The sequence below is a fragment of the Nocardioides nematodiphilus genome (genome assembly GCF_020216525.1).
In the GTDB taxonomy this organism is placed as follows: domain Bacteria; phylum Actinomycetota; class Actinomycetes; order Propionibacteriales; family Nocardioidaceae; genus Nocardioides; species Nocardioides nematodiphilus.
This window is the reverse complement of record NZ_JAIWOY010000015.1, coordinates 1-18961: the sequence shown is the minus strand read 5'-3', so window position 1 is coordinate 18961 and position 18961 is coordinate 1. Positions and strand designations below refer to the sequence as shown.

The 18961-nt window shown below is 72.0% G+C and carries 17 protein-coding genes, 1 pseudogene and 1 riboswitch; of the genes and pseudogenes, 2 read left to right on the top strand and 16 right to left on the bottom strand.

Features of this window, described 5'->3' with window-relative positions:
- Positions 1 to 6 precede the first annotated feature (6 nt).
- The 5 genes from bluB to KSO98_RS17555 are packed head-to-tail and all read right to left on the bottom strand — an operon-like array spanning position 7 to position 4466.
- Positions 7 to 639 carry a 5,6-dimethylbenzimidazole synthase gene (gene bluB / locus KSO98_RS17575; RefSeq protein ID WP_225287043.1) on the bottom strand — a complete coding sequence of 211 codons (633 nt, stop codon included), beginning with the start codon at positions 637 to 639 and terminating at the stop codon, positions 7 to 9.
- Positions 636 to 1394, bottom strand: coding sequence for a cobalt-precorrin-4/precorrin-4 C(11)-methyltransferase (locus KSO98_RS17570; protein ID WP_225287042.1), 759 nt, complete (start codon positions 1392 to 1394; stop codon positions 636 to 638). The genes bluB and KSO98_RS17570 overlap by 4 nt, the downstream gene beginning before the upstream one ends.
- Complete coding sequence (cobJ, locus tag KSO98_RS17565; protein ID WP_225287041.1) at positions 1391 to 2947, bottom strand: precorrin-3B C(17)-methyltransferase; 1557 nt, start codon at positions 2945 to 2947, stop codon at positions 1391 to 1393. Before cobJ ends, KSO98_RS17570 begins: the two co-directional genes overlap by 4 nt.
- Entirely contained in the window at positions 2947 to 3609 is a 663-nt protein-coding gene (locus KSO98_RS17560; RefSeq protein WP_225287040.1) for a precorrin-8X methylmutase, read from the bottom strand. Before KSO98_RS17560 ends, cobJ begins: the two co-directional genes overlap by 1 nt.
- On the bottom strand, positions 3606 to 4466 hold the full coding sequence (locus KSO98_RS17555; RefSeq protein WP_225287039.1) for a ferredoxin-like domain-containing protein: 861 nt from the start codon (positions 4464 to 4466) through the stop codon (positions 3606 to 3608). The genes KSO98_RS17560 and KSO98_RS17555 overlap by 4 nt, the downstream gene beginning before the upstream one ends.
- Before the next feature lie 55 nt (positions 4467 to 4521).
- A riboswitch (cobalamin riboswitch) is annotated at positions 4522 to 4715 on the bottom strand.
- Positions 4716 to 4791: 76 nt separating this feature from the next.
- On the opposite strand from KSO98_RS17555, the gene KSO98_RS17550 reads away from it, so the two are divergent.
- Positions 4792 to 5760, top strand: a complete 969-nt coding sequence (locus KSO98_RS17550; RefSeq protein ID WP_225287038.1) for a right-handed parallel beta-helix repeat-containing protein — start codon at positions 4792 to 4794, stop codon at positions 5758 to 5760.
- Here KSO98_RS17550 and KSO98_RS17545 read toward each other — a convergent pair.
- The 10 genes and pseudogenes from KSO98_RS17545 to KSO98_RS17500 all read right to left on the bottom strand — a co-directional run bounded on the left by KSO98_RS17545 (position 5757) and on the right by KSO98_RS17500 (position 17671).
- Complete coding sequence (locus KSO98_RS17545; RefSeq protein ID WP_225287037.1) at positions 5757 to 8930, bottom strand: HAD-IA family hydrolase; 3174 nt, start codon at positions 8928 to 8930, stop codon at positions 5757 to 5759. The genes KSO98_RS17550 and KSO98_RS17545 overlap by 4 nt on opposite strands.
- Positions 8931 to 8951: 21 nt before the next feature.
- Positions 8952 to 11372: a phosphoketolase family protein gene (locus KSO98_RS17540; protein WP_225287036.1), complete on the bottom strand. Its 2421-nt coding sequence runs from the start codon at positions 11370 to 11372 to the stop codon at positions 8952 to 8954.
- A gap of 90 nt (positions 11373 to 11462) precedes the next feature.
- Entirely contained in the window at positions 11463 to 12074 is a 612-nt protein-coding gene (locus KSO98_RS17535) for an NAD(P)-dependent oxidoreductase (RefSeq protein ID WP_225287034.1), read from the bottom strand.
- Positions 12008 to 12445: pseudogene (locus tag KSO98_RS19080) on the bottom strand (Rossmann-fold NAD(P)-binding domain-containing protein); the annotation flags it as partial. The gene KSO98_RS17535 and the pseudogene KSO98_RS19080, both read right to left, overlap by 67 nt.
- 96 nt (positions 12446 to 12541) lie before the next feature.
- Entirely contained in the window at positions 12542 to 12955 is a 414-nt protein-coding gene (locus tag KSO98_RS17525) for a VOC family protein (protein ID WP_225287033.1), read from the bottom strand.
- A 50-nt stretch (positions 12956 to 13005) separates the two neighbouring features.
- A complete protein-coding gene (locus tag KSO98_RS17520) occupies positions 13006 to 13842 on the bottom strand; it encodes a glycosyltransferase family 2 protein (protein ID WP_225287032.1) in 837 nt (278 codons plus the stop codon).
- The gene (locus KSO98_RS17515) at positions 13839 to 14744 is read right to left on the bottom strand and encodes a glycosyltransferase (protein WP_225287031.1); all 906 of its coding nucleotides are present in this window, start codon (positions 14742 to 14744) and stop codon (positions 13839 to 13841) included. The genes KSO98_RS17520 and KSO98_RS17515 overlap by 4 nt, the downstream gene beginning before the upstream one ends.
- A 95-nt stretch (positions 14745 to 14839) precedes the next feature.
- Positions 14840 to 15856, bottom strand: a complete 1017-nt coding sequence (locus KSO98_RS17510; protein WP_225287030.1) for a glycosyltransferase — start codon at positions 15854 to 15856, stop codon at positions 14840 to 14842.
- Between the two features lie 59 nt (positions 15857 to 15915).
- The gene (locus tag KSO98_RS17505; RefSeq protein WP_225287029.1) at positions 15916 to 17052 is read right to left on the bottom strand and encodes a glycosyltransferase; all 1137 of its coding nucleotides are present in this window, start codon (positions 17050 to 17052) and stop codon (positions 15916 to 15918) included.
- 190 nt (positions 17053 to 17242) lie between these two features.
- Positions 17243 to 17671: a DUF1003 domain-containing protein gene (locus KSO98_RS17500; protein WP_225287028.1), complete on the bottom strand. Its 429-nt coding sequence runs from the start codon at positions 17669 to 17671 to the stop codon at positions 17243 to 17245.
- A gap of 119 nt (positions 17672 to 17790) precedes the next feature.
- Here KSO98_RS17500 and KSO98_RS17495 point away from each other — a divergent pair, with 119 nt between their 5' ends.
- Positions 17791 to 18231: a pyridoxamine 5'-phosphate oxidase family protein gene (locus KSO98_RS17495; RefSeq protein WP_225287027.1), complete on the top strand. Its 441-nt coding sequence runs from the start codon at positions 17791 to 17793 to the stop codon at positions 18229 to 18231.
- Between the two features lie 9 nt (positions 18232 to 18240).
- Here the strand turns inward: KSO98_RS17495 and KSO98_RS17490 are convergent.
- Positions 18241 to 18961: aldehyde dehydrogenase family protein (locus KSO98_RS17490; RefSeq protein WP_225287026.1), on the bottom strand; the 721-nt coding region annotated here is incomplete at its 5' end.

Genomic DNA, 18961 nt, shown 5'->3' with positions numbered 1-18961 from the left:
ACGGGCTCAGGCTACGGGCACGCCGTACGTCTCCTCGTGCAGGACCGAGGCGAGCGGTGAGCGGTGCCGCCAGCCGTACCGCTCCAGGTCCGGCACCTCGGGCAGCTCGGAGACGTGGCCGACGCAGAGCCAGGCCACCGGCCGTACGTGCTCCGGAAGCCCGACCAGGGAGCGCAGGAACTCCTCGCGGTAGAACGAGACCCAGCCGACGCCGAGGCCCTCCGCGGTGGCGGCGAGCCAGAGGTTCTGGATGGCACAGACCGCCGAATAGAGCCCGGCATCCGCGATCGCATGCCGGCCGAGCACGTGGGGGCCGCCGCGGGTCGGGTCGTAGCCGACCACGATGCCGAGCCCGGACTCGCGGATCCCCTCGACCTTGATCCGGTCGAAGGTCTGCGCCCTCTCACCCGACAGCGTCGCGCCGAAGGCGTCGCGCTCGGTGCCCACGTGGGCGGCGAAGGCCTCCAGGGTCCGCGGCGAGCGGACCAGCACGAAGTCCCACGGCTGGCTCATCCCGACGCTGGGCGCGCAGTGTGCCGCGGACAGCACCCGCTCGAGCACCTCCGGCGCGATGGGCGCGCCGGTGAACTCACGGCGGGTGTCGCGACGCCGGTTGATCACGTCGTAGAGGTCGTTCATCGCTTGGCGCTCCTGTCGCGGGCCGCGTCGTAGAGGTAGGACTCGCCACCGTCGCGCGCCAGGGCGCGACCGACGAGGATGACCGCCGCCTGACGCAGGCGCGCGCTGTCGACCAGGTCGGCGATGGTGCCGACCGTGCCGCGCAGGGTCAGCTCACCGGGCTGGCTGGCGCGGTGGACGACCACGACCGGGCAGTCGGCGCCGTACTCCCCCACGATCTCGTCCATCAGCTCGCGCACCCGGGTGATCGCCAGGTGCAGGACCAGCGTCGCGCGGGTGGCGGCGAAGGCGGCGAGCGTCTCCGTGTCCGGCATGGCGGTGGACCGCGCCTGGGTGCGGGTGAGCACGACCGACTGCGCCACCAACGGCACGGTCAACTCGCTGCCGATCCGGGCCGCTGCGGCGGCGTAGGCGGGTACGCCCGGGGTGACCGACCACGGCACGCCGGCCAGGTCCAGGCGTCGGGTCTGCTCGGTCAGGGCCGAGTAGAGCGACGGGTCGCCGGAGGTCAGCCGGACCACTGATCGGCCCGCGGCGACGGCGGCCACCATCACGACGACCATGGCATCCAGGTCCAGGTCCTGGGTGTCGACCAGCTCCGCGTCCGGGCTGCAGTGCGCCAGCACCTCGGGATCGAGGTAGGTGCCGGGATAGAGCACCACGTCGGCCTCTGCCAGCAGACGCGTCGCCCGTACGGTCAGCAGGTCGGCCGCACCCGGGCCGCCGCCGACGAAACAGACCTGCGCGCTGCTCATCGGACGAACCTCGGCGTCCAGACCTGCCCTGATCCGGTGACGCGGGTGGACGAGGCGCCCACGATGAGCAGGCACTTCATGTCGATCGACTCCGGGTCCAGCCCGGCGAGCGTCGTCACGGTCAGCGACTCCTCGGCGCGCCCGACGTCGCGGCCCACGACGACGACCGTGTCCGGCTTCCTGTGCTCGAGCAGCAGCTGCTGCATCTCGGCGACCTGGGTGGTGCGCGAGCGTGAGCGGGGGTTGTAGATCGCCAGCACCAGGTCGGCCTGCGCGATCGCGCGCAGCCGGTCCTCGACCACCGACCAGGGCTTGAGCCGGTCCGAGAGGGAGACCACCGCGAAGTCGGCGCCGATCGGCGCGCCGGCGCGGGCGGCGACCGCTTGGACGGCGCTGACCCCCGGCAGGACGCGGACCGCCACGTCGCGGTACGCGGGGTCCTCGGCGGCTTCGAAGACGGCCGACGCCATCCCGAAGACGCCGGCGTCGCCACCGGAGACCACCGCGACCCGCTCGCCGCACCGCGCCAGCTCGAGGGCATGCCGGGCCCGGTCGACCTCGACGGTGTTGCCCGAGGCGTGCCGCTGGAGTCCCGCCCGCTGCGGGACGCGCGCGACGTACGGCGCGTAGCCCACGACGTGGTCGACGCCGGCCAGCGCCTCGGCGGCCTCGGGCGTCAGCCAGCCGTCCGGCCCCGGGCCGAGGCCGACTACGAGGACCTCGGCGGAGGTCCCGGGGGTCTCGATGCGCTCGCCCGCGTTCGCCACCCGACCGGTATCGCCGGACGTGTCGAGCCCCGCTCGCAGCCGTTCGGCGCTCGTCTGCTGCCCGCTGTCGCCGGGCACCACGATCAGGGAGAAGTACGGCACCGAGTCCGGGTCGACCTCGGCCACCGGGAGCCAGCGCTCCTCGGGCTGGGAGGCACGCTCGACGTACCAGGCGCCCTCGAGCCGGCCGGCGGCGGCGAGCGCGGCGCGCACGGCGGGGAAGGTGCGGCCGAGCTTCATGATGACCGCGCCGTCGGTGTCGGCCAGGCGCCTGGCCAGCTCGGGCTCGGGCAGGGTGCCGGCCAGGACGGTGAGCACGTCGCTCTGCCGCACCAGCGGGCCCGCCGCGCCGGCGATCGTCGCCGTGGCGGCGGCGAAGGCGGGCACGCCCGGGACCACGGCGCTCGGGTAGCGCTCCTTGAAACGATCGTGCAGGTACATCGAGGAGCCGTAGAACAGGGGGTCGCCCTCGGCCAGCAGGACCACGTCGCGGCCCGCGTCGAGGTGCGCGCCGAGCCTCGTGGCGCACTCCTCGTAGAAGTCGGCCAGCGCACCGACATAGCCGCCCGGGTGGTCGGTGGTCCCCGTGGTGACCGGGTAGCGCAGCTCTTCCTCGAGCGCGCCGGCCGGGATGAGGTCGGCCGCGATCCGGCGCGCGTGCGACTGCTTGCGCACCCCGGCGTGGAAGGCGACCACGTCGGCCGCGCCGATGAGGCGGGCGGCCTTGATCGTGATGAGCTCCGGGTCGCCCGGGCCGATCCCGACCACGGTGAAGCCGCCCCGCATCACTCGACCTCCTGGGCGAGCGCGTTGAGTGCCGAGGAGGTCATCGCCGAGCCGCCCCGGCGGCCCCGCACGGTGACGTACGGGATGTCGATGCCGTGTTCGGCGGCGAGGTCGACGAGCGCCTGCTTGGACTCGGCGGCGCCGATGAAGCCGACCGGACAGCCGACGATCGCGGCCGGGCGCGGTCCCCCGTCGAGGATCATCTCGAGCAGGTGGAACAGCGCCGTCGGAGCGTTGCCGATCGCCACGACCGCGCCCTCCAGGAGCGGCGCCCACAGCGAGACCGCGGCGGCCGTACGGGTCGTGCCCATCGACCGCGCCAGCTCCGGGACGCGCGGGTCGTTCAGCAGGCACAGCACGTCGTTGTCCTTGGGGAGCCGTGTCCTCGTGACGCCGGTGGCGACCATGGTGGCGTCGCACAGGATCGGAGCGCCGGCCTCCAGCGCGCCGCGGGCCGCCGCGACGATCCTCGGGTGCACGACGAGGTCGTCGGCCAGGTCGACCTGGCCGCTGCCGTGGATCATCCGGACCGCGAGCCGTTCGGCGTCCGCGGGCACCCGCGACAGATCCGCCTCACGCCGGATGGTGGCGAAGGAGTCGACGTAGATGGCGGGCCCGCTGTCGACGTACTCGTAGCGGCGGGGTGGGCGCTGGATCGTCATCGGTTCTCCTGCGGGATCAGCACGCCACGCCAGGGCGTGACGATGAGGGTGGGAGCGGCGGCGGTGAGCTCATCGACCAAGGAGCGGTCGAGGAGGCCGCCGGGGATCTCGACGTGGCGCCCGCCGGGCACGTGCCCGTACGGCAGCGGGTCGCGCTCGGTGGGCAGGCGCGGATCGGCTGGGGTGGGCGGCAGCAGCGGTTCGGACAGCTCGCCGACGTGCCACGGCGCCTCGGGGCCCTCGCCACGCCTCCAGCCGAACATGATCGCGAGTGCGACGATCGTGTCGGCGGCGGTGTCGAGGGGCGTCAGCGGTCCCCAGCCGTCGCCGATCCGCAGCTGCGCGGTCTCGGCGTCCAGGACGGCCAGGCCCAGGTCGCACGGGCGGGCGACCAGATCACCGCGCCCGTCGTCGAGGACGAACAGGAAGCGCCCCGGAAGGGCGGCGAGCACCGGCTCGGCACACAGCAGCCGGTCGAGCTCCGCGGCGATCGGACGCAGGTCGGCGCGGCCGCCGCCGCTCGCGCCGTCGAGTCCGCTCTGCGGCGAGACGAGCACGTTGCGGACCAGCTCGTGGCTGGGAGCCGGGATCAGCCCGGTGGCTGCCAGCGCGGTGAGCGCCTCGGGAGCCAGCGCGCCGTCGCGGCCGGGCAGTCCACGTACCTGCAGGTTGGCGCGCGAGGTGAGGTGCACGTGCCCGTCGCCGTACGTCTCGGCGACCTCGGCGACGGCGCGCAGCTGGCTCGAGGCGACGCGGCCACCGATGAGGCGCAGCCGGACGAGCATGCCGTCGTCGGCCGGCCAGGGGCGCAGCGCGCCGGGGCAGCGGTCCGCGCGTACACGCGATGGGGTGGGCACCTGCCGGGTCCTTCGGGCCTGGGACCCGTGCGCGGGGTCCGCGATGACCGGGCGACGGGCGTCGCCTGGGCCAGCAGGTCTTCGGACTCGGGATCGACCGGACGGGGCGCCTTCCCAGATCAGACTCGATCCAGTGGCTGTATCGCTACGTGCTCCGCCCGTCACCCATACCGCTGCGCGTCAGTCCCGGATTCTCACCGGGTTCCCTGACCCCACGAGTGGAGTACGACTGGCGCAGTCACCTTACGCGACGATCGCGCACAATGTCCGAGTGCCCATGTTCACCAGCCCCGCTCCCGCCCGCCGACGCCGGTGGATCGCCGCCGTGAGCCTCCTTCTGCCCGTGGCCGGCGCGCTCAACGTCCCCGCCGCAGCGGCGCCGGGGCACCACACGTGGCGCGTCGGACCGCATCGCGCCCTCGCCACGCCCAGCGCCGCGGCGGCGGTCGCGCGCGACGGCGACACCGTGCTCATCGACGCCGGGACGTACGTCGGCGACGTGGCGGTGTGGACCCAGGACGACCTGACACTGCGCGGCGCGGGCGGGAAGGCGCGGCTGCAGGCCGCCGGCCGAAGCGCCGAGGGCAAGGCGATCTGGGTGATCGCCGGCGACCGCGCCCGGGTGGACCGGATCGCGTTCAGCGGAGCCGTCGTCCCGGACGGGAACGGCGCGGGGATCCGGCAGGAGGGCACCGGGCTGACCCTCACCCGCAGCGTCTTCCGTGGCAACCAGGACGGCCTGCTCAGCGGCGCGGACCCGGACAGCGACATCGTCATCCGGCGGACCCGGTTCGTGGCCAACGGGGCCGGTGACGGCTACACGCACAACCTCTACATCGGGGAGGTCCGCTCGCTCACCGTCACCCGCAGCTACCTGGCTTCCGCGGACGTGGGGCACGAGCTCAAGTCGCGGGCGGCTCGCAACACCATCGTCGGCAACCGGATCACCGACGGCGACGCCTCCGCCAGCTACTCCATCGACCTGCCCAACGGCGGCCGCTCCCTGATCAAGGACAACGTCATCATCCAGGGCCCGCACTCACAGAACTCCGCGCTCGTCTCCTACGGCGCGGAAGGACTGACCCAGCCGTCCCACACCCTGCGCGTCGTCCACAACACCCTGGTCAATCGGCTCGGCTCGGGGACGTTCGTCAACCTCGCCGCCGGCGCCCGCGGGGTGCTGCGCCACAACCTGATCGCAGGACGGGGCGAGCTCACGGCGGGCGGCACCGTCACCGCACACGCCAACCATCGGATCTCCCTCGCCGCGTACGAGCGCGGCGTCCGCCGTTAGACCGCGAGCGCGGCGGGCGCGCCGTCGTGGGTGCGGTACTGACCGGGGAAGGAGACCGGCGCAGCGACCGTGACGGTGAACTCCCGGCCGTGGTGGCGAGCGGTGAGGGGCTCGCCGCTGCGCAGCGTGTACGTCACCGAGGTGGGCTCGATCGTCACCTCGAGCACCGAGCCGGCCAGGGTCAGCGAGAAGCGGATCCGCTGCGCACGCGTGGGCAGCAACGGGGCGAACTCGCGGGTCCGCCAGCGGTAGCCGCCGAAGCCGTAGACCACGGCCATCCAGGTGCCGGCCGCGGAGGCGAGATGGATCCCGTCGGGCAGGTTGCCGGCCGTGTCGGACAGGTCGACGGCGAGGGCATCGACGAAGTACTCCTCCGCGCTTCGGTACTTGCCGGCATCGGCGGCCGCGATCGCCTGGATGCACTCGGAGAGCGACGAGTCGCCGGTGGTCAGCGCGTCGTAGTGATCGAAGATCCGGCGGCGCTCCTCGACGGTGAACCGCTCGGGCAGCAGCACGGTCGCGAGCACCACGTCTGCCTGCTTGATCACCTGGTGGCGGTAGATCACCAGCGGGTGGTGGCTGAGCAGCAGCGGATACTTCTCCGGGGGCGTGCCCGCCCAGTCCCACGGCTCACGGTCGAGGAAGCCGTCGTCCTGGGCGTGCACACCCGCACGCTCGTCGTACGGAACGTGCATCCTCGCCGCCGCGCGGCGCCACACGTCCGGCTCCTCCACGAGCAGCCCGATGCGCTCGCGCAGCCGCTCGTAGAGGCTGGCGTCGTTCTCACGCAGCTCGGTGACGGCCTCCGCGGCGGCGCGCAGGTTCTCGGCGGCCATCAGGTTGGTGAAGAGGTTGTTGTCGACGACGGTGGAGTACTCGTCGGGACCGGTGACGCCGTGGATGACGAACTCGCCGCCCGAGCGCTCGGAGAAGAATCCGAGACTGAGCCACATCCGGGCGGTCTCGACGAGCAGCTCGGCACCGTGGCGGTAGAGCAGCTCACGGTCGCCGGTGAGCTCGACGTACTGCATCAGGGCGTAGGAGATGTCGGCGTTGATGTGGTATTGCGCGGTGCCCGCTGCGTAGTAGGGCGAGGCCTCCGAGCCGTTGATGGTGCGCCACGGGAAGAGCGCGCCGTCGCACGCCACCTGCCCGGCGCGGACCCGGGCCGCGGGCAGCGCGTCGATGCGCTGCATCAGCAGGCTGCGTGCGATCTCGGGACGGCTGTGGATGAGGAACGGCAGGAGGTAGGTCTCGGTGTCCCAGAAGTAGTGCCCCTCGTACCCGGTGCCGGTCAGGCCCTTGGCCGGGACGCCGTGACCCTCGCAGCGCGCGCTCCCCTGCAGCATCGAGAACAGCCCGAAGCGCAGCGCCTGCTGCGCGGCCCGGGAGCCGACCCACTCCACGTCACTCACCGTCCAGAAGGCGCTCACCTCGCGCCGGTGCTGCGCGAGCGCTGCGTCGTAGCCGGCCGCGATCGCGCGGTCCAGCGTCGTCTCGGCGCGGTCCGCGAGAGTCTCCGAGCCGACAGCGCCGAAGTGGTACGCGAGCCACTTCGTCAGCGTCACGCTGCGCCCGGGCACCGCGTGCACCGCGAAGGTCACCAACGCACGGTCACCCTCCACCTGCGTGCGCAGGTGTGTCAGGTCGTCGGCGTCGAAGGTGTGGTCCATCGCCGCGGCGAGCCCGAGCGCGCTGCGGGCGGTCCCGTACGTGCGGACGACATGGACGCCCGCGACCCGGTCGCCCTCGTGGCGCAGCACGTCCTCGCCGAGCGAGCGGGTGCGCCGCGGGTCGACCCCGGTGTCGCCGATGCTGGGCGCATCCCGGACCAGCTCGGAGGAGAGCACCAGGTCGATCGGCCCGCTCGGGCCGGGCTCCTCCAGCACGGTCACCCGGTAGCGCAGACAGGCGAGGTGGCGGTGGGCCAGCGACGCGAACCGCTCGGAGTCGATCCGCACCCGACCGCCACGCGGCAGCTGATAGGTGATGCTGCGCGTCAGGGTGCCGGTGGCCATGTCGAGCGCACGCTCGTACGCGACCACCTCGGTGCTCGCCAGCCCCACGGCCTCCTCGTCCACGAGGAGCTGGATCCCGGTGCCGTCGGGGACCGGCACGATCGTCTGTCCGTTCTCTGCGAGCCCAAAGGCCGCCTCGGGATAGACGATCGGCCAGGTCTCGTGGAAGCCGTTGAGCAGGGTCGCGGGCCTGTACGCCGGCGCGCCCTCCTCGTGCGCGCCACGGATGCCGAGGTAGCCGTTGGAGACCGCGAAGAGCGACTCGGTCCGTCCGGCGTCGGCCGGCGAGGGGTCGCGTTCGACCAGGCGCCAGGGATCGATCAGGTCCTCGGTGCTGGCCGCCAGGATCCGGCGAGCCGCCGCCTGGAGACGGTGCGCGCGTGGGCCCGCTCGGTGGACCCCGGCCGTGACGTCGGCCAGGAGGGCGCTCAGGTCGTCGACGACGACGTCCGCGCCCGCGGCGAGGAGCTCCTCGCGGTGGCCGGCGCGGTCGACGCCGATGATGAGCCCGAAGCGGCCGGCCCGAGCCGAGGCGACGCCGGCCAGCGCGTCCTCGATCACGACACAGCGCGCCGGTGGCACGCCGAGACGCGCAGCGGCGGCCAGGAACATGTCGGGTGCCGGCTTGCCGGGGATGCCTTCGTCGAGCGCCGTCTGGCCGTCGATGCGGACGTCGAACAGGTTGGTGATGCCGACCTGCGCCATGATCGCCGCAGCGTTCTGGCTGCTGGACACCACGCCGGTGCGCAGACCAGCAGCGCGTAGCTCGCGCACCCACGCGATCGAGCCGGGGAACGCCTCCGCGAGACCGGCGGACAGCTCCGCGAGGACGCGCTCCTGCTTGAGGTTGCTCAGTCCCCAGACCGTCGCGGTCGAGGCCGGGTCCTCGGGGGCGCCGAGCGGCAGCGTGATCCCCCGAGCGGCCAGGAAGTCGCGGACGCCGTCCTGGCGGGGCTTGCCGTCGACGTGGGCGGTGTAGTCGTCGGCGCCGAAGCGATGGGTGTGGGTGGCGTGAGCGGCGTCCCAGTCATCGAGGAACGCGTCGAAGGTCGACCGCCACGCGCTCTCGTGCAGCATCGCCGTCGTGGTGAGCACGCCGTCCAGGTCGAAGAGGACCGCGTCGAAGTCCGCCCGCGTGACCGGCGCGCCCACCGTCGCATCCACGGTGCTGGCTCAGGCTTCCGCGGCCAGGTCGCCCAGGCTCCAGTCACGCACCTGCGGCATGTCCTGCAGGTGCTCGACGACGTACGCCTTGTGGCGTTCGATCTGCGCCTCGCACCACGCCTTGAGGTCGGCCGAGCCGGCGGGCATGCGCTTCGCGTTGTTCAGCGCGTCGATCACCAGGTGATAGCGCGAGGCGCGGTTGCGCACGACCATGTCGAACGGGGTCGTGGTGGTGCCCTCCTCGATGAAGCCGCGCACGTGGAACCGGCCCGGGTTGGGGCGGCCGTGGATCATCTGGTGGACCGCGCCCGGGTAGCCGTGGAAGGCGAACAGCACGTCGGTCTGGTCGGTGAAGATCTCGCTGAAGACGGTCTCGTCCATGCCGTTGGGGTGGACCTTCTGCAGCGGCAGCGACATCAGATTGACCACGTTGACGACCCGTGTCGACAGCTCGGGCAGCTTGACCTTGAGGATCTCGGCCGCGGCCACCGTCTCCATCGAGACGACGTCACCCGCGCACGCCAGCACGATGTCGGGGTCGGTGCCCGCGGCCTTCGCCGCCGCCTCGTTGCCGGCCCACTCCCACACGCCGCCACCGACCTCGCAGTGCGTGACGGCCTCGTCGATCGTCATCCACTGCAGCTGCGGCTGCTTGTCGATGACCACGACGTTGACCTTCGAGCGCGAGCGCATGCAGTGGTCGGCGACCGAGAGCAGGGTGTTCGCGTCCGGCGGGAGGTAGACCCGGCTGACGCTGCCATGGTGGGCGATGACGTTCTGGATCAGGCCGGGACCCTGATGGGTGAAACCGTTGTGGTCCTGGCGCCAGGCGGTCGAGGTGAGCAGGATGTTGAGACTCGGGACCGGCGCCCGCCACGGGAGGTGGTGGGCCTCCTGGAGCCACTTGAGGTGCTGCACGGTCTGCGAGGCCGAGACCATCGCGAAGGCCTCGTACGTGGCGAACCAGCCGTGCCGCCCGGTGAGGGTGTAGCCCTCCAGCCAGCCGTGGCAGGCGTGCTCGGAAAGGATCTCCATGACCCGCCCGTAGCGCGAGATCCGCACATCGGTGGGCTCGACCCGCTCGGCGAAGGCCCGCTCGGTGACCTCGAAGACCGCGCCGAGGCGGTTGCTGTTGGTCTCGTCGGGACAGAAGAGCCGGAAGGTGTGCGGGTTGCGCTCGTACGTATCGCGCATCAGCTCGCCAAGCTTGCGGGTCGACTCCGCCAGCAGCCTCCCGGGCGCCTCGAGCGGGATCGCCAGGTCGCGGAAGTCGGGGAGGTCCAGGTCGGTGGTCAGCAGGCCGCCGTTGGCGTGCGGGGTGCCCGTCATCCGCAACCGGCCCTGGGGGCTGATCCGGGTGACGATCTCGGTCGGCACGCCCTGGTCGTCGAAGAGCTCCTCCGGCCGGTAGGACCGCATCCACTCCTCGAGGATCCGCAGGTGGTCGGGGTCCTCCTTGACCCCGGAGAGCGGGACCTGGTGGGCGCGGTACGTGCCCTCGATCTGGACTCCGTCCACGACGGCAGGACCGGTCCAGCCCTTCGGGCTGCGCAGGATGATCATCGGCCAGCGCGGGCGGGCGCCGTTCCAGTCGCCACCGCGGGCGGCGGCCTGGATCTCCTTGATCGTGGCCCAGGCGGTGGCGAGGGCCTCGGCGAAGCGGTGGTGCATGCCGGGCAGATCACCACCGGAGACCTCGATCACCTCGTAGCCGTGCCCGGCGAAGAGGGCCCGTACCTCCTCCGGGTCCTTGCGCGAGAGCAGCGTGGGGCCGGAGATCTTCGCGCCGTTGAGGTGCAGGATCGGCAGGACGGCGCCGTCACGGGCGGGGTTGAGGAAGGAGATGCCGGTCCAGGAGCCCTGCAGCGGGCCCGTCTCGGCCTCGCCGTCGCCGACGACCGCCAGGGTGATCAGGTCCGGGTTGTCCATCACCGACCCGAAGGCGTGGACCAGGACGTAGCCGAGCTCGCCGCCCTCATGGATCGAGCCCGGCGTCGGGACGGAGACGTGGCTGGGCACCCCACCGGGTGCGGAGAACTGCCGGAAGAGGCGCTGCATCCCGCGCTCGTCGACGGTCACCTCGGGGTAGGTCTCGGTGTACGTGCCCTCGAGGTAGGCCGCGCCGTACATCGTCGGGCCACCATGGCCGGGGCCGGCCATGTAGACCATCTCCTGGCCGGTCTCCTTGATCAGCCGCGAGGCGTGCGCGTAGATGAATCCGAGGCCCGGGCTCGTGCCCCAGTGGCCGAGGAGGCGGGGCTTGATGTGCTCGGCGCTCAGCGGCTTCTTGAGCAGAGGGTTGTCGAGCAGGTAGATCTGCCCGACGGTGAGGTAGTTGTTTGCACGCCACCAGGCGTCGACCGCCGCGACGTCGTCGTCGCTGGGATGGGCGAGGCGCTGGACCAGCTCCGCGGACACTCCCGTCGTCATGGGCTCACTGATCGTCACGCGGGCTACTCCTGCCATCGATGGGACTGAGCCGGCTTGCTCTTGGAGACTAGTCATCGGTCGTCGGGCCTTTCAACGGATCGTGTTGTCGAAGGGACGACCGGACACGACGTCGCGGACGTTACGCAGGGTGGTCTCGGCGATCGCGGCGAGCGCGTCGTGGGTCAGGAACGCCTGGTGCGCGGTGATGATCACGTTGGGCAAGGTGAGCAGCCGGGCGAACACGTCGTCGTCGAGCAGCTGGTCGCTGCGGTCCTCGAAGAAGAGGGCCTCCTCCTCCTCGTAGACGTCGAGCGCGAGCGAGCCGATCCGGTGCGACGTGAGCCCTGTGATGGCTGCCGTGGCGTCTATCAGCGCCCCGCGGCCGGTGTTCACCACCATCACTCCGGGTCGCAGGGTGGCGATCGACTCGGCATCGATGAGGTGCGTGGTCTCCGTGGTGAGCGGGCAGTTGAGGGAGATGAGGTCGGCCTGCGCCAGCCCGGCCGCCAGGTCGACGTACTCGATGCCGAGGTCGACGAGGCCTGCGTCGGGACACGGGTCGACCGCAAGGACGCGGCAGCGCAGGTGCCACAGCATGCGCGCGACCAGGGCCCCGATCTGGCCCGTGCCGACGACGGTCGCGGTCGTGCCGGCGAGGTCGGATCCGACCAGGCCGTCGAGGGCGAAGTTGCCGTCGCGCACGCGTTGTAGGCGCGCGGGATGTGGCGGTTGAGGGCGAGGATGAGCGCCAGCGTGTGCTCGGCGACCGCGTGCGGCGAGTACGCCGGCACACGCACCACGGTGAGCCCGAGGCGGGCTGCTGCCCCCAGGTCGACGTGGTTGAAGCCCGCGCTGCGCAGGGCGACGATCGTGGTGCCCCCGGCGGCCAGGAGCTCCAGGACCGGCGCACCGAGGTCGTCGTTGACGAACGCACAGACGGCCGTCGCGCCCGCGGCGAGCGGCGCGGTGTCGACCGTCAGCCGGGCATCGACGTACTGGACCTCGACGGCGACCCGGTGGTCACGAGGAGCGGTCTCGAACGACTCGCGGTCGTAGCTCCGGGCGGAGAACATCACCATCGGGGCCGCGGTGCTCATGCGCCCATCCTGCCCCTGGAGGGGTCCCTGACACCGGAGTCTTTCGGCCCGCTTCTTCCAGGGACCTTCGCACTAGGGGGCGACGAAGATGCAGAAGGGGTGACCGGCCGGGTCGGCGAGCACGTAGAGCGGCTCGTCGGGGTCGCTCGTCCGGTCCAGCCTCAGCGTCGCGCCCAGCTTCTCGGCGCGCTCGCGGTGGCGCTGCAGTGCCGCGATGTCGGGGACCGCGCAGTCGAGGTGGAGCTGCATCGGGACCGCAGGGTCCGGCCAGGTCGTCGGCGCCAGGTCGTCGACCTGCTGGAAGGCCAGCTGGGGCGTGCCGCTCGCGTCGGTCAGCACGAGCCAGTCGGCCTCGTCCGCCCCGTCCACCGGCGGTGCGTCCCCCGGCCGATAGGTCAGCCCGAGGAGCTCGCGGTAGAACTCCGCGAGGGCACGGATGTCGGTGGCGTCGATGACGGTCTGCAGCAGCCGGGGATGGTCGCTCACGGGCTCTCCTAGGGTGCGGCGGAGGTACGGCGCACACCCGGTATCCCCGCTCAGGGCTGCGTCAACGCACAGCGCCTCTGCCAGCCGTCGCCGACGCGCTCGACCAGACCCTGCCGCTCGAAGGCCTCCAGCCAGCCCTCCATGGGCCAACGACCCCACCGCTCGTGGAAGATCGCGCCGTTGCGCAGGATGTCGTGCAGGTGCTGGACCGGCGGGTTCTGGGTCGGGTGGTACTGGTGGTAGGCACGCGCGTCGCCGACCCAACCGAGGTCGAGCCCGCAGGCCGTGACCTGGAGGCCGAAGTCGGTGTCCTCTCCTCCGTAGCCGACATAGCGCTCGCAGAACCCGCCGCTGCGTAGCCACGCCTCGCGATCCAGCCCGAACGACAGCGACCAGAACAGGTGGGGCTCGGCCCCGTGCACGACCTCGCCGGGCCGCGGCGCGGGACGAGCCGGATGGGGAGCGTCCAGGAGATCCGGCCGGGCCAGCTGTGTCTCGCCCAGCCCGCTCGGGAGGTAGGTGACGGGGCCGGACCAGACGGTGTCGGGCCACCGGGCCACGACCTCCCCATAGCCGGCGACGAGTCCGGGCCCGGCCAGGCAGTCCACGTCGAGGAAGACCAGGGTGTGCGCGCCGAGATCCAGCGCGCGGCGGGCGCCGAGGTTGCGGGCGGCCGCCAGGGGTAGCGCAGCCGGATCCGCCTCCATCGCCACGACGTGGACGTCCTCACCCCAGTGTGTGTCGAGCAGCTCCGTGTCGGCCATCGCGACCACCACGTGCGGCGTCGTAGCCCCGCCTGGTCCTCCGGCACGCAGCGATCGGATCTGACGCCGCAGGTGCTCGTGGCGCCCGTGCGCGATGGTCACCACCGCCGCGCGGCGGGTCACGCCGACCACACCTCGGTGGAGCCGACGCCTGCGAGCACCGCGGCGAACCGCTCGGCCGCGCGACCGTCGCACCAGGACCCCCACCGCTGTCCGTCCAGTCGTGCCGCCCGATCGAGCAGCTCGGGCCAGCCCTGGTGCGGGAACTGCGGCAGCACGATCGCCGGCCACGCGCCGGTACGGAGCAGGTCCGCGGTCACCCGCTGCTCGTCGAAGGGCCGCTCCCCCGGGACGACGATGGCCGGCACGCGGTGAGCGGCGACGTCGGCAAGGCCGCTCTGACCGGCGCGGGTCACGACCACGTCGGCCGCCCTCAGCACAGCCTCCACGTCACGGACCCACCGGCGGGTGCCTCCGACGGCCGTCCAGCGCCATCCGGGGGCGAGTCGACGCAGTGACTCCTCGTCCAGTCCGGTCAGCGCCTCCCCGCCGTTGCCGTCCAGCACGACCACGTGCCCGGCGTGGCCGGCGGGACGCGGACGCTCCGGCACCGGACGGAAGCGGGACACCGCCCCCACGCTGACCACGCGATCCGCGATGTCGGTGGGCAGCCCGGGAACGAGCCGGCCGGCCGGCTCGGACGAGAACGCCACCAGGGCCGAGGAGGCGCGGTAGCCCATGAGGTGGGCGGCATCCGTACGACGGCCGGGCATCACCACCGATACGACCGGGACACCGTGCAACCGGACCAGCAGCGCCGTCTCGACCGAGACGTCGACCACCACGAGGCGTGGATGGGCGCGCTCCAGCCACGCCGAGAGCGCGGCGCAGCGGCCGCGTACCCCCGGATCATCGAGCGGCGCCCAGTGCAGGACCCCGCCGGCCGTCACGTCCCGCGGGGACTCCTGGTCGTCGTCGCGTGGCAGCTGGACCCAGTCCCCGGGCCACCCTGCAGGTCGAGGCATCGACGAGAGACCCGTGACCGGCTCGGTCGCGGCGCTCGCGAGGGCGAGCGCCCGGTGGAGATGTCCCCGTCCGTGATGGTGGACGTAGTAGCCGATCACGCGGCGTCGACCAATCCCCCGGAGCGGCAGTAGATCGCCTCGTAGGCCGCCACCATCCGCTCCAGCGAGAAGTGCCGCACCGCGTGCTCGCGTGTGTCCCCGCGGTCGCGACGTGCCGCCGCGACCAGTGCCGCAGCCAGCGCGTCGATGTCCCCAGGCGGCACCAGCACGCCGGCCCGCTCGTCCACGATCTCGCGCAGCGCGCCGCGGTCGTAGGCCGCGACCGGCGTTCCGCACGCCATCGCCTCGATGGCGACCAGTCCGAACGGCTCGTCCCACTGCGGCGTCACCACCGCGACCGAGGCCTGTCCGAGGAGCCGTTGCAGCGCCCACCCGTCCAGGTGCCCGAGATAGCGCGCGGAGTCCCCGAGGCGCGGGACGATCTCGCGCTCGAAGTACGCCGGGTCGTGCAGCGGACCGACGAGGTCGATCGGGACCCCGGCTCGGGCAGCCGCGTCCAAGGCCTCGTGCGGCGCCTTCTCGGGCACGATGCGGCCCGACCAGACCGCGCCGCGGCCGCCGGGGCCGGGACGCCAGCGGTCGAGATCGACGCCGTTGTGCACGACCTGGGCGTCGACGGCGTGCGCCCATTCCCGCGCCATGCAGGCGCTCACCGCGACGAAGCTACTGCTCGGCGCCGCGAACCGTACGGCGGACTCCAGCCACGGCACGGGCGGGGTGTGCAGCGTCGTCACGACCGGCACGTCGATCGCCTCGCTCATGGCGATCGGCAGGTGGTGCAGGCTGTTGTTGTGCACGACGTCGAAGGGTCCGTACCGGCCCCGGGCGATGCCGAGCATGAGGTCGAGGTAGGCGTGGTGCTCCTCCATCCACGCCTCCGGGCCGGCACCGATGTCGGCACGCGCCGCGGGACTGACCGAGAAGGTGGACCGAGGCAGCTCGGTGGCGCGCAGCGCAGGATCGGATCCCGGCGCTGCGAACAGGCTGACGTGGTGCCCGCGGCGCACCAGCGCGTCGGCCAGCGCGTAGGTGTGGGCCTCCAGGCCACCCACGAACGGTTCCTTCACCGGGAACCTCGACGATGCGACGAGGCAGACGTTGAGGGGCCGGCTCATGTCAGCGACCGGTAGAGAGTGCGGTGCGCCGCCGCCACCGTCGCGCGCTGCCCACGGCGCTCCTCGACCGTGAGGGCGGGCTGTGGGCCGACGTCGTACGCCGCGTGCACCGCATCGATCAGGCTCGCCGGCTCGAACCGGTTCTCGTCGAGGACGTACGAGTGCACCGGGCCCTGGTCGGCGTAGTAGCCGCACGTCGGCGCGACGACCGCGGTGCCGAGGTCAAGGCACGCCTCCAGCCACCCCGAGTGCGTCCCGAAGCGGTACGGCAGCACCGAGGCGTCGAGGGAGGCCAGGTACCTCCACAGATCGGCGTCGCTGAGGAAGTCGTGGACCCGGAGCTCGAGCTCACCGCGCTCGTGCGCGTCCCGCAGGAAGGACGAGAGGGCCGCGTCGTAGCGGGCACCGTCGGGCTGCAGGACGTCGCAGTGACCGTTGACCTGCAGCACGGCGTCCGGGAGCAGGCGCACGGCCTCGACCAGCGCGGGCAGGATGGCCAGCGGATCCATGCTCGCTCGCAGGCTCTTCACGTGCAGGCCGACCCGGAACGGCGCCGACCCGCCAGACGACCCGGCGGACGCCTCGGTCGACGCGTGGCGCGCCATCGTCTCGACGTCCACGACGTGCGGATGGGGCAGAACGATCGGCGTGACGCCCCACCGCGACGCGATCTCGTCGGCGGCACCGGGCGTCAGCGTCACCACCGCGTCGGCGCGCTCCATCAGGACGGCCAGCTGCGCATCGTGCAGGTCCCGGGTGTCGTGATGGGGGTTGCGCAGGTCGTGCGCCGTGTAGACGAACGCACGACCACGCGCGTGCACGGCGTCCACGATCTGGCGCAGGTCGTTCGGCGTCCAGGCGTCGAAGCCGAACTGGACGTGGAAGACGTCGAAGTCGTGGGTCTCGATCCAGTGGGGATCGAGCATGACCGGCGGCCACCATCGCTGCTCCGTCGAGCGCTGCGGCGAGTCGGGGTCGGGGTCCGGGAGCCGCACGACACCGTCGGGTCGCTCGGCGGCGATGTGGCGTACGTACACGTGAGAGGCAGGCACCGAGGCGACCGTGAGGAGGCCGGTGTCCGGTGCACCGGGCCCCGCACCGAGCTCGGCCAGCCGAGAAGGCGGTGCGTTCATCCCTCCGGAATACCCGGTGGCGCGGCACACATGCGCGCTCGTCCGGCGCTTCGCGACCGGATCCCTGAAAATGGTGGTGTGATCGCGCATGGACGCGCGGACAGCGGGTAACGGAGTACATCGACGTCGCTCCGCCGCCCGCTTCACGCAACGGGCGCGCGGAGCGATTCTCGTCTCCCGAGGCGACGCGCTACCGGCTCTGGTCCTCAGCCGGGGTCGTGGGCTCGTCGATGAGGCGGCGGTGGAGCTCGGTGGTCAGGTGGTGGATGGCCCGGGTCAGTTCCGTGTTCGTCTTCAGCTCCAGCTCCTGCTCGACGAAGTCGTGGTCGGCCTTCGCCGCGGCGACCTCCGCTTGGCGGTTCTGGCCGATCATCACGAATGTCGACAAGAAGATGGCCTCGAGCGACACCACGAGCGTCAGCGTCGGCCAGGGGTTGTGCTCCATCCACACCATCCAGGCCGCGAACAGCACGACGTGGACGTAGACGAACTGCATCGAGCCGGCGAATCGGGTGATTGCATCGGCCAGCCGGAGCTGTACGTCCGCAGCGCGCGCCGCGCGCACTGCCTGGATCGCGGGATGGGCGCTGTGCCGTGTACGGCCCAGGTCGTAGGTCATGAGGCATCGTCCCACGCATCGGCGCCCAGCGAACGACGCGATGCCCGGGCCTTTGGCCCTTACTCCCCCGCTGTCGACGCATTACGGTGTACGAAGGTCCTGGTCCGATGGAGGTCAGCATGGAAGAGACGTACGACGACCGCGTGCACCGCCTCGATGACGACGAGTGCTGGGCGTTCCTGAAGACCCATGAGCTCGGCCGGCTGGGCTTCCGGCTCGACGACGAGGTGCACATCGTCCCGATCAACTATGCGGTCGACGGACGGACGCTGCTCTTCCGCACTGCGCCCGGTGAGAAGCTGCTGGCCGTCGTGCTGGGGTCGCCGGTCGCCTTCGAGGTGGACGAGTTCAGCGACGACGAGGCCCGCAGCGTCATCGTCCGCGGGCGGGCCCGCCTCCTGGAGGAGGACGAGGCCCACCGCGCGGAGCTCGTCCCGTTGCGTCCCTGGGTCGGCAACGAGAAGTACGACGTCGTCGAACTGCAGCCCACCGTTCTGACCGGTCGGGCGTTCAGTCTCGAGCGTCCCTGGCTCCGGATGTCGCGTCCGGAGGCGGACTGACGCTGCGCGTCACTGCTGGACGTAGAAGAGGCGCTTGTTGAGGAACTCGTCGATGCCCAGGGGGCCGAGCTCGCGGCCGAAGCCGGAGCGCTTGGTGCCGCCGAAGGGCAGGTCGGCGCCTTCCCCGGCGGGGGTGTTGACGTTGGCCATGCCGACCTCGAGCTGGCCGGCGACCGCGATTGCGCGGGACTCGTCGGTGGAGAACACCGCACCGCCCAGGCCGAACTCGACGCCGTTGGCCAGCTCCACGGCCTCCTCGTCGCTGGACACCCGGTAGACCACCGCGACCGGTCCGAACAGCTCCTCGGAGTAGGCCCGCATCTCGGGGGTGACCCCGGTCAGGACCGCGGGGGCGAAGTAGGCGCCCTCGCCCAGGGTCCCGCCGGCGTGCAGGGTCGCACCCTTCTCGACGGCGTCTTGGACCTGCGCGGCCAGGGCCTCGGCGGCCTTGCGCGAGACCATCGGGGAGTAGGTGTCGTCGGCGTCCTCACCGGGCTGGCGCGGGCGCATCGCGGCGGCGCGCTTGGTCAGCGCGGCGACGAAGTCGTCGTAGACCTCGTCCATCACGATCATCCGCTTGTTGGAGTTGCAGGCCTGGCCGGTGTTCTCCATCCGGGTGGCCCACGCGGTCTGGGCGGCGTCCTCGACGTCGTCGGTGTCCAAGATAATGTACGGATCCGACCCACCCAGCTCGAGGACGACCTTCTTCAGGTGACGCCCGGCGGTCTCC